The organism is Psychrosphaera sp. (genome assembly GCF_982872775.1).
In genome coordinates this window covers 1591-10459 of record NZ_CEYNSH010000065.1, presented here as the reverse complement: position 1 = coordinate 10459, position 8869 = coordinate 1591, and the positions used below count along the sequence as shown (strand labels likewise).

Sequence of the window (8869 nt, the reverse complement as noted above, 5' to 3'; positions counted from 1 at the left end):
CCTCGTAAATGCCTACCCAATACTCAGCCCTATTAAATTGAGCAGCCTTCACCTACGAATGGACTATCAATCACTTGATTACTCTACTCAAATACCTTCTGAATAATTCGTTGCAACACCTCGAAAATACATACTCACAACTTAGTCTTTTAGTCATTGCGCTGTAAATGCTTAGCTTACTTTCAAACCAGTTAGAATTTATCACTGCCGGTGATTGAGGCGTGTGAGTGGGTTGTCTAGGTTTTTGATAGTCCATTCATGGATGAATGGCCGTAAGCATTACAGGGATGTACTTGCGCGGTCAAAAATATAGACAACCCAATTGCACGTCGAGCGCACTTTGAAATTCAACAACTGAATGGCCGTAAGCATTACATGGATGTACGTGCGCGGTCAAAAACCTAGACAACCCAGTCACACGTCTAGCGCACGTTGAAATTCAACAACTTAATGGCCGTAAGCATTACAAGAATGTACTTGCGCGGTCAAAAATATAGACAACCCAGTTGCAGATCTTTTGTAATCAGAAGTGATAAGACATGGTCAAGACTACACCAGCCATATTGGTAAAGGTATCTGGACCTGTCTCTGGTGTTGCTGGCACATCATCAGGGTGGATTTTGTCGCGGGCTAATTTATCCATAAACTGGACTTCTGCACCTACGCTGACACGGCGCCAGCCTTTGGGCTGATAAAAGGCACCAAAACCGACGTTGTAACCATAAGCTGGTGAACGGAAGTCATAGCGTGATGCACCAATAAACGCACCAAATTGCCACTCTTGGCTGTGTAAATAGCGATAGTCGATTGCTCGGAACGAGGTTAGGCGTGAACCATCAATTTGTTGCAGTTCGATTTTGACACCAAAGGTCGAGTTCTCTGAGGTGCGCTTGTTAATGGCAAAGCCGACTAAAGGCGAAATTTCGATGCCATCGTATTCTGGTGGTGGAGCCGAAAAGTCTTCAATGACCTTGGTGGTTAATAAGCTAAAACCGACATCGATTCTAGCGTTGATATCACGGGTGTTAAAGCTGTCTTTGCTGTAAGCGTTATTTGGGTTTTTACCAGCGTATTTTGCAGTTGCATAAGGCGCTGTTAGAAGAAGGCTTACACACAGGAGTGTGAAAGCGGTGAGTTTGTTCAGCACTTGAGAAGAAGAAAAATAGTGCATTGCCTGTCCTTTAAAATATGTCTCTAAACGTTAATTAGTATTGTTGCGTTTGTCAGCAATTAGGGCTTACCAGTAAAGCGCCAAACTCAGTGCGGTGTGTTTTTCACCTAATGTGTTTTTGCTGCTAAGCAGTGACACCAAAGCTCGGTATTCATAAATGTCGGTAAACCAATCTAGTTTTAGCTGTCTGCCTGTTTTGTAAGGGTAGGCTGATAACGGCTCTTTTTTGGTAGTGTTGTAATTAAACTCAAGGCGGTCGTGTGGATTTAGTTGCCACCCCAATGTTAGGTTGTGATGAGTTGCGCCTGTGGATGAGCCACCTATTGAATTGAAGCGCTCACGCTGTTCGGCCGCCCAATGTCCAACTAATGAACCTTGATTGACGATGCCGTCCTGGTAAACGTGGTGAGTGTACCAACCGCGTTGCCATTGACTGTATTCGTAGTTAAGTGACAAATTGTAGAAAATAACCGGCATGTCGATACCCGCCGACAATGAGGTATTACCTAGTCGATAGTTGGTGCCGCGACTGGTGTCTTCACCGGCGTATTCCATGTAAACAGAGAAGGGTTTGTACCCGTTGAAGTCATAACGAGTCACTATAGACGCCGCTTGGTTGCCAAACTCTTGGTCACTGTTTAAGCCCTCACGTGTATTGTCGGCACCACTTGGGTCCAAAAAGGCATCTACCAGCTCACTAAAACTGCGACCGCCGCGATCCCCGCCGCCGGACTGCAAAATACGGTTAACAGCAAGAGTAAAACCCGAGAACGGAGAAACAGATAAGTGAACCCCCGTAATGATAGGTTTGCCTTGTGTCAGGCCGCCCTCATATCGAATTTTGTTGGAATAAGACAATTCACCCGCGAACAATTCATAATTAAACTGCCAGTCAGTCAACGGCGTGTTATTTGATAAAGAAATATTGGCAAAGGTCGGTGCATTTGTACTTAATAACATCGCTGACTGTTTGAAAGGCGAAAGCCAATGAGGCTTGTAACCAACATCAAGTTGCGCACCATAAAACCCGAGCGATACGTAGGTGTCTTCTAAATTATGATTATCGATGTCGTAACCTGGATACTGAGCATTGAAGGCTGGGCTATCAAAATAGTCATCAGTTTGCCATATTTTGGCGCCAACACTAACGGCCATATAACTGTTTAATGTAGTTGCTAGTTGAGCTTGAACAAAAGCACTGCTTTGAATACTTTCGCCTCGCGCGTTCGCGATGTTAAGGGCAGGCTGGTTTTCTAATGTTTTAGACTCGTCTACTAGTCTCAGTCCAGCGCTTGCGTGATTGACATAAAAGCTTTGTTCAGTGCGCTTTAGGTATTTGTTTACTTCGTTACATGCTTTGGTGATGGCTGGTTTACCACGTAAGCGACTGTTACAGACTTTGTTTTTGGCCATTTTGACTGTGTTGATGGCATAAGGTTTTTTGGTACCACCCAACTCGGCCGCGATCATAAGGCGATTAACGTGATTTTCGAAGCCAGGGTCTTGTTTTAAGGGTAAGTAACCAGAAACATCGGCTAGTGCAGGGGCGCTGAGGGCACTAATAGAAAGGGAAAGTAAAGCTACGGTCCGTCGTATGCTGTTGATATTAAAGTTTGTAGACACGCAGGTTTCCTTTTAAATTTAGATAAAACTCGACTTTGCTTGTGCTGTTTTTTCTTTGTTGTTATTTGTATTTGTCGCTCTTAAAGGAGCGTTTTATTTTTATACACTTGTGTGTTTTTAGTATACATATTCGGAATAATTCTAAACGAGTACAGAGACATAAAAAAGCCCTGCATTTGGCTTATGCCCAGCTGTCAGGAAATTTTCCCCTCAAAACGTAACTAAAAGCGATAAGCTCGGCCACAATAACATATAAGTTTGGTGGAATGCTCTGACCAGACTCCAAGTGTTCCAAGCGCCGAAATAGCTCTGGGTCTTGATGTACCAAAAGCTTGTTTTCTTTGGCGTTGCGAATGATTTCTTCGGCCAAATCTTGATAGCCCTTTATCGCTATATTGGGCGCATTTTTTCCATCATAAAGAAGTGATAATGCACCTTGTGTTTGTTTTTTGTTCATTACATTTTTTTACACTTTTTTGAGGCGTTTGTCACTTGAGTCACTGTTCTAACGATTGTTTTAACTACTTTTTTAACCATTGTCTTTTCAATCGACGAGCTTTTCTATTGAATTATTTTCCAAACTGGAAACAAATGCTTTAGTTACAATAAGTTATACTCGGGCAGCATCTTACGCTTTAATATCAATTAGTCCACGAGATTTTAATGATTGTGGCTCCGCAGCTAAAGTTGTTTGGTTTTTGACGGCAAAGCCAAATTTACTCAATCGTGCTTCAAGTGTCGGCCAGTGTTCTTCGACTTTAGACAATAGGTTTAGGTTTGAACATGTACAACTTGACTGTAATTGCATTCCGGTTAGGTCAAAATCAATAGTAAGTTGTCCCAAGCTATCGAGGTCAAAATTGAGTGTAAAACTTAACGTTGTTGTCATGCCATTTTCATTTGAAGACGAACTGTCTGCTTGCTCTCGCTCACTGACTTGATGCTTTTCTATTTGTTCGTTTTCACTGCGTGTCAGGTGTTGTGGGTCTGCATTGGTTGTGCGCTGTGTCTCCGTTTCATTCGCTGAAGGTTGGCGCTCTCGCATAATGAGACTGGCTTTGTCTTGCAGTGGAATTGGGACAAGTAACTTGAGCAGCTGGGCAATACCATCATTTTTGGTGTTGAGCTTGTTGGCTTGGTGAAGTTCTTGACTGAGTAGGGCGCTTGGCGGTGTTGAGCCAAGTTGAAAAACCAAGCGTATAAGCTCTTGCTGTGTGTTGGCCGCTTTGGTTAGATGCATTTGGGCAATAAGAGGCATCCATTGTGATAGCGTCAGTTTGGGTAGACCTTGTTGGTTACTGTGTTTGTTTAATGACTCAGTAAGCCAATTAGCGATGGTCTGTGGCATTGCCGCTTTTTCCATTGTTAGTGCTTTGGCGTCTGTCGCGCTGGCATTAGCGCTGGTATAAATGCCGGCGTTTTGGCTTTGCAGTGTTGCGACTTGTTGCATCCATTGGCTGACTTGCTTGAGTAAGTTGGCCGGTATTGGCAAGGACAGTTGTGGTGGCAAGCCTTTGCTCAATAACGTTTGAATATTCGGTGACAATTGATTGGCAGTAAGAAATCGCAAAACGACTTGGCTCGCCATTGCTTGCTCTTTTGTATTCGAGGCAGTCGCACTGGTATTTGGCGTTGCTTGAATGGGTGGTGTTTTTGAGTCCATTTGTTAATGCTAGAGCCGCACAGGTAAATAGGCAAGCGGTTTTCGCTATGATACAATTTTGCCGCTAAAGTCACACATTACGATTAATAAACCTTTAAAAAGACGAAGTATGATCCCTGAACTTGGTAATTTTGCGCTAATAATCGCGTTTGCGTTTAGTTTGTTGTTGTCTGTTTTTCCTCTCATTGGTCTTCGCACTAATAATTTAAAATTGATGCAAATGGCCCCAAATCTAACGATTGGCTTATTCGGCTTTACGCTGTTTGCCTTTGGTTGTCTTGTTTATGCGTTTTTGACCGATGATTTTACGGTTATTAATGTCGCGCAAAACTCAAATTCTTTATTACCCGCGCATTATAAATTTGCCGCGAGTTTTGGTAGTCACGAAGGGTCATTTTTGTTGTGGTTGGTGATGCAATCAGGATGGGCCTTTGCGGTTGTGCTCAAGTCTAAGTCGTTACCACCAGAAATGCGCACGCGAGTATTAATGGTGTTGGGCTGGATTTGCGTTGGTTTTTACGCCTATATCATTACCGCTTCAAACCCGTTTGAACGCACCTTACCTTATTTCCCTGTCGATGGTCGCGACCTTAATCCATTGTTACAAGACATCGGGATGATCATTCATCCGCCATTGTTGTATATGGGCTATGTTGGTTTATCTATATCATTTGCATTTGCGATTGCGGCTTTGTTGAGCGGCGATCTGGATTCGACTTGGGCCAAATGGTCTCGTCCTTGGACCGCTGCAGCTTGGGCGTTTTTGACCCTTGGTATTACGATTGGTAGTTGGTGGGCGTACTCAGAGCTTGGCTGGGGCGGTTGGTGGTTCTGGGACCCGGTTGAAAACGCCTCCTTTATGCCTTGGCTGGTGGCAACGGCTTTGCTGCACAGTTTGGCCGTATCCGAAAAACGAAACGCGTTTAAGAGCTGGACGGTATTTTTAGCGATTGCAGCCTTTAGTTTGTCGTTATTAGGCACGTTTTTAGTTCGCTCTGGTGTCATCGTCTCGGTTCATGCCTTTGCAACAGACCCGGCTCGTGGCGTCTTTATTCTTATTTTGTTGGCCTTAGTTATTGGCGGTAGTTTATTACTATATACATTGCGTTCGGGCGCCATCAAAAGTGTCGGCCGCTTCTCGCCATTTTCACGAGAAAGCATGTTGTGGGGCAACAATGTTCTGTTAGTTACTGCCACTATAATTGTTTTGCTTGGTACATTGTTACCTCTGGTTCACAAAGAAATTGGCCTTGGCGCTATTTCAATCGGCGCGCCGTTTTTTGATCAAATGTTTACGTATCTCATTGTGCCATTCGCATTGTTATTAGGTATTGCGCCTTTAGTCAGATGGAAACAAGACAAGCTAAACAAGTTTGTTACTGCCCCTTTGGTCATTGGTGTGAGCTCAATATTTATCAGTGCTGTTTGGTTGTGGTTAGAGTTTGGTGAAATTAAAGGCTTGGCGCTGCTTGCGGCATCGCTGTCGGTCTGGATTGTGATATTTACGGCTAAAGAGTATCGCCAAACAGGCCAGAAAATGGGTTTTGATCGCATTCCATTAACGCACTATGCGATGGCCTTTGGTCATATCGGTTTGGCGTTTGTTATTGCAGGCGCGGGCTTAACCTCACAATACGAGCAAGAACGTGATGTCAAAATGTGGCCAGGCGATCAGGCCGAGTTGATGGGTTATACCTATAAGTTCAATGGTATCAAAGATATCAAAGGCCCGAATTACGAAGGTTGGGCTGCGGATATCAGTATTTACCGTGGCAACTTCTTGGAAGCCGAATTGCTTGCTGAAAAACGCCATTATCCAGTACAACGCAATACCATGACAGAAGCGGCAATTGACGCTGGTTTTAGTCGTGACTTGTATGTGTCGTTGGGCGAATTGTTGCCAGACAATGCATGGGCGATGCGTATTTATGTGAAGCCTTATGTTCGCTGGTTATGGTTGGGCGGTATTTTAATTTCGATTGGTGGTTTTATTACTTTATTTGACCGTCGTTATCGCGGCAAAAAAGCCAAACCAGCTAGAAACTCGAATCGCCAGGAACCGTCAACGAAACGTCCTGAAGCAGCAAGTAATCAAACAGAAGCTGGAGTAACTAACTAATGAACAAACGGATATTGTTAGCATCAGTGCCTTTAGTCGCGTTTTTGGTGTTGTGTGTGTTTTTGTTAAAAGGCTTATTTAGCGACCCTAGTAAGCGCGAGTCGGCACTGCTTAATCGTCAAATGCCTGATTTTAAGCTCGTTGATTTATACGATGAAAACATTGTCTATACACGCGAGTCATTACTGGGAGAGCCTGTTCTTTTAAATGTTTGGGGAACTTGGTGTACCACGTGTAAATACGAACTGCCTTTTTTGACCAAACTTCGTGAAGAGTACGGCGTAAAAATTGTTGGTGTTTATTACGAGCAAGCCCACGCGCCTAAGTTTGGTCAGTTTGTAAAAGTGGAAGATATTCGACCAGATGTGACTGACATGTTGGCGCGTTGGGGAAATCCTTATCAATTTAACATTCTAGATTTGGATCGAACCTTATCCCTAGATTTGGGCGTGACAGGGGCTCCTGAGTCCTTTTTGATTGATGCCAACGGCGTTGTCAAAATGCATCACATGGGTGATATCAACGAACGAGTGTGGCGCAACCAACTCGCGCCGGTTTGGAACGAGATAGCTGAGTAAAATGATGACTTTGCAAACTAATACTTTAAACCAAAGCAAAAAGGCAAAACCCACATTGCTAAATTTGGCATTCGCTTTGTTTGGAAGCTTTTTGTTGATTAGCAGTCAGAGTGGTTATGCACAAGATGAAACTAAAGCTGAGCCCAAGCAAAAAGCAGAGCAAACTCAAAAGCCTGAGCAAGACATTACGCCGTTTAAAGATGACGTTCAAAAGTCCATGTATATGGATTTGGTGACGGAGCTTCGTTGCCCAAAATGTCAAAACCAAAATATTGCTGACAGCAATGCCGTTATTGCTCAAGACATGAGAGTAAAAACCAAAGAGTTGTTAGACGAAGGCTATTCGAAACAAGACGTTATTGATTATATGGTCAATCGTTATGGACAATTTGCTCATTACGATCCACCACTAACCCTTGCTACGAGCATTTTGTGGTTTGTGCCTGCGGCATTTGTATTGTTTTGTATTATGATGCTGATTCAAAAAAGTCAAGGTCGTGTCAGACAAGCCGATGCAGATGTTGCTCGTAAAAACGGTACTGCAGAAAAGGGCAGAAGAGGTAACGCTTCGGGTACAACCGGCTCGGATGACATTCACGACAACCTAAAAGTCGATGAAGCCGAGCTAGACCGCGAACTCAATGCACTTTTGGATGACAGACCTACTAGCGCTCAAAATCAGTCCAGCAGTGATGCGACGAGTTCATCTGGTGGCAATTACTCTGGTAATGAAGGTTCGGCTGGCTCTGAGTCAGACTCATCCTCACAAACAACGTTTAAGTCTAAGTAAAAGGTAAATAACTCACATGACGTTTGAGCATTCTTTATTTTTGATGTGCGTAGTGGCTATGGTCGCTATTGGTATTTTGTTTGTTGTTTTACCTATTTATAAATTTACCAGAGAAAGCACCAACAAAGGTATTAAATCGACCTGGTATCGCAGTCGTTTGAAAGAGTTAGAAGAAGAGTTGGCCGCCGGGCAGTTCAGTGAAGAAGAATTTGCTGAGGCAGTAAAAGAATTAAAGATAACGGCGACCAGTGAGTTAAAAGTCGAATCGAGAGAGCGGGATTCTGATTCGAGCACTTCACAGGATAATTCGAATAGTGTATCAACGATTAAACCATACCTAATTGCCGCAACGGTGTTATTTGTTATTGCGGTTGGTGTCAGCTATCACCTGTATGGGGAGCGAACTAAGCTGGTGGATTGGCAAGCTACGCTGGAGCGTATGCCTGAGTTGTCACAACAAGTATTAAGTAATACGGCGGCCGAACCTTCTGAAAAAGACTTAAAGGATTTTGCTCTAGGTTTACGCTCAAAACTTCACAAAGAGCCTAACGCTATTGGTTGGATGTTACTTGGTCGCAACCTAAATATGTTGAGAGATATTGATGGTGCCATTGATGCCTTTGATAAATCTTTGCGAATGGACAGCAACAGTGTCTCTACAATGGTGAGCATGGCGCAAGCGCTACAGGAACGCGGTGAACCAGGCGATTATCGACGTTCGATTCGTGTTTTAAAAAACGCCTTGAGACTAAACCCACAAAACCTAACTGCACTTATTTTGTTGGCAGAAGGAGAAATGCTAGACGAGCAATTTGACTCAGCTTTACAAGGTTTTAAGTTGGTCAATAGAGTGATTGGCAATGATGACCCACGTCGCGTCGCAGTCGAGCAACGAATCGCGTTTTTGGCTGACAAATTGGGCCTG

8 protein-coding genes are annotated in these 8869 nt (G+C 43.7%); 4 read left to right on the top strand and 4 right to left on the bottom strand.

All coding sequences use genetic code 11. The annotated features are described in order from the left end of the window. Positions 1–523 precede the first annotated feature (523 nt). The 4 genes from AC4E96_RS13360 to AC4E96_RS13345 all read right to left on the bottom strand — a co-directional run bounded on the left by AC4E96_RS13360 (position 524) and on the right by AC4E96_RS13345 (position 4457). Positions 524–1171: a hypothetical protein gene (locus AC4E96_RS13360; protein WP_490256170.1), complete on the bottom strand. Its 648-nt coding sequence runs from the start codon at positions 1169–1171 to the stop codon at positions 524–526. Positions 1172–1237: 66 nt separating this feature from the next. Beyond that, positions 1238–2794 carry a capsule assembly Wzi family protein gene (locus tag AC4E96_RS13355; protein ID WP_490256169.1) on the bottom strand — a complete coding sequence of 519 codons (1557 nt, stop codon included), beginning with the start codon at positions 2792–2794 and terminating at the stop codon, positions 1238–1240. Positions 2795–2975: 181 nt separating this feature from the next. Continuing rightward, positions 2976–3251 (bottom strand): EscU/YscU/HrcU family type III secretion system export apparatus switch protein, encoded by a 276-nt coding sequence (locus AC4E96_RS13350; RefSeq protein ID WP_488034162.1) that lies wholly within the window; start codon positions 3249–3251, stop codon positions 2976–2978. Between the two features lie 171 nt (positions 3252–3422). Beyond that, positions 3423–4457: a hypothetical protein gene (locus AC4E96_RS13345; protein ID WP_490256168.1), complete on the bottom strand. Its 1035-nt coding sequence runs from the start codon at positions 4455–4457 to the stop codon at positions 3423–3425. Between the two features lie 109 nt (positions 4458–4566). On the opposite strand from AC4E96_RS13345, the gene AC4E96_RS13340 reads away from it, so the two are divergent. The 4 genes from AC4E96_RS13340 to ccmI form a co-directional block, all read left to right on the top strand. Further along, complete coding sequence (locus tag AC4E96_RS13340) at positions 4567–6576, top strand: heme lyase CcmF/NrfE family subunit (RefSeq protein ID WP_490256167.1); 2010 nt, start codon at positions 4567–4569, stop codon at positions 6574–6576. After that, positions 6576–7154: a DsbE family thiol:disulfide interchange protein gene (locus tag AC4E96_RS13335; RefSeq protein WP_488034165.1), complete on the top strand. Its 579-nt coding sequence runs from the start codon at positions 6576–6578 to the stop codon at positions 7152–7154. The genes AC4E96_RS13340 and AC4E96_RS13335 overlap by 1 nt, the downstream gene beginning before the upstream one ends. A gap of 91 nt (positions 7155–7245) precedes the next feature. Beyond that, entirely contained in the window at positions 7246–7944 is a 699-nt protein-coding gene (locus AC4E96_RS13330) for a cytochrome c-type biogenesis protein (protein WP_490256166.1), read from the top strand. A 16-nt stretch (positions 7945–7960) separates the two neighbouring features. Beyond that, positions 7961–8869: c-type cytochrome biogenesis protein CcmI (gene ccmI / locus AC4E96_RS13325; protein WP_490256165.1), on the top strand; the 909-nt coding region annotated here is incomplete at its 3' end.

What these genes read in the sequence shown, in the direction of transcription:
- AC4E96_RS13360 (WP_490256170.1), bottom strand. Translation starts at nt 1,171, where the DNA reads ATGCACTATTTTTCTTCTTCTCAAGTGCTGAACAAACTCACCGCTTTC.
- AC4E96_RS13350 (WP_488034162.1), bottom strand. Translation starts at nt 3,251, where the DNA reads ATGAACAAAAAACAAACACAAGGTGCATTATCACTTCTTTATGATGGA.
- AC4E96_RS13345 (WP_490256168.1), bottom strand. Translation starts at nt 4,457, where the DNA reads ATGGACTCAAAAACACCACCCATTCAAGCAACGCCAAATACCAGTGCG.
- AC4E96_RS13340 (WP_490256167.1), top strand. Translation starts at nt 4,567, where the DNA reads ATGATCCCTGAACTTGGTAATTTTGCGCTAATAATCGCGTTTGCGTTT.
- AC4E96_RS13335 (WP_488034165.1), top strand. Translation starts at nt 6,576, where the DNA reads ATGAACAAACGGATATTGTTAGCATCAGTGCCTTTAGTCGCGTTTTTG.